We start from the raw sequence: 1,407 nt of genomic DNA, 5'->3' as shown, positions 1-1,407 counted from the left end.
CTAGTACTCCAGCCGCACTTCGTTATGTGATCTCCCGATAGGCTTCGATCTTGTGGAGTTGTCGGAGGATGTCGAGGCATGGGCCGGTGGCCTGGACGGGTTGTTCGGGCTGGTCGCGGGCCGGTTCTTCCGTGCGGAGCCACGGCGGCGAGCGTGGGCGTATGTGCGGGGGTTGCTGGCGCCGCTGGCCGGGAAGAACGGGTGGACGCTGGCCGAGGTCGCCGGGGACGCGACGCCGGACGGGATGCAGCGCCTGCTCAATGCCGCCACCTGGGATGCCGACGGAGTGCGCGACGATGTGCGGGACTACGTGGTGGAGCACCTCGGCGAGCCGGGCGGGGTGCTGATCGTCGATGAGACCGGGTTCCTGAAGAAGGGCACCAAGTCCGCGGGTGTGCAGCGGCAGTACTCCGGCACTGCGGGGCGTGTGGAGAACTGCCAGCTCGGGGTGTTCTTGGCCTATGCCACTGGTAAGGGGCGCACCCTAATCGACCGCGAGCTCTACCTGCCCAAGTCGTGGACCGGTGATCGGGAACGCTGCCGGGAGGCGGCGGTGCCTGACGAGATCGAGTTCGCCACCAAGACCGCTCTGGCCAAGGACATGCTCGGACGCGCCCTCGATGCCGGAGTTCCGGCGGCCTTCGTGACCGCGGACGAGGCCTACGGGCAGGACTACAAGTTCCGCTCCTGGTGCGAGCAGCGCCGGATCGGCTACGTCGTTGCCGTGCCTCGCAGTCAGACCATTCCGTTGTCGATCGACGGCGACCTCGCCCAGATGACCGGCTCACGCCGAGCCGACGACCTCGTCGCCCGAGCCCCAGAACAGGCGTGGAAGCGGCGTTCGGCCGGTCCCGGGGTGAAGGGCGAGCGGTTCTACGACTGGGCCGTGGCCACGCTGTATCCACCGGAGAACGCCCCTGCCGGTTGGGGCCGATGGCTGATGGTACGCCGCCAGATCCTCGACCCCGACCAGCTCCAGACCGGGGTCGAACCCGAGCTGGCCTACTACCTGTGCGCCGGCCCACCCGGCACCACCGACGACGACCTCATCCGAGTCGCCGGGACCCGCTGGGCCATCGAGGAATGCTTCCAGACCGCGAAGAACGAAGTCGGACTCGACCAGTACCAAGTCCGCCGCTACGACGCCTGGTACCGCCACATCACCCTCGCCCTGCTCGCCCACGCCTACCTCTCGGTCACCGCCGCGATCGCCCCAAAAGACCTGGCAGCGGCCTCATCGCGCTCACCCTCGCCGAGATCCGACGTCTCCTGGCACCTCTGACCCACATCCCCACCCACACCCTGCGATGGGCCTGGTCCACCTGGCGACGCCGACACCAACACCGAGCCCGCGAAGCCCACTACCGCCGCCGCGAACGACATACTTAACGAACTGCGGCTGGAGTA

1 protein-coding gene is annotated in these 1,407 nt (G+C 68.0%); it reads left to right on the top strand.

Translation table 11 applies throughout. From position 1 onward, the window contains the following. Positions 1-58: 58 nt before the first annotated feature. The gene (locus tag PSU4_RS30865; protein WP_373866117.1) at positions 59-1,282 is read left to right on the top strand and encodes an IS701 family transposase; all 1,224 of its coding nucleotides are present in this window, start codon (positions 59-61) and stop codon (positions 1,280-1,282) included. Positions 1,283-1,407 lie beyond the last annotated feature (125 nt).

It is taken from the genome of Pseudonocardia sulfidoxydans NBRC 16205 (genome assembly GCF_007989085.1).
Taxonomy (GTDB): domain Bacteria; phylum Actinomycetota; class Actinomycetes; order Mycobacteriales; family Pseudonocardiaceae; genus Pseudonocardia; species Pseudonocardia sulfidoxydans.
The sequence above is the reverse complement of the archived record's forward strand: the minus strand, read 5'-3'. Positions and strand labels throughout refer to the sequence as shown.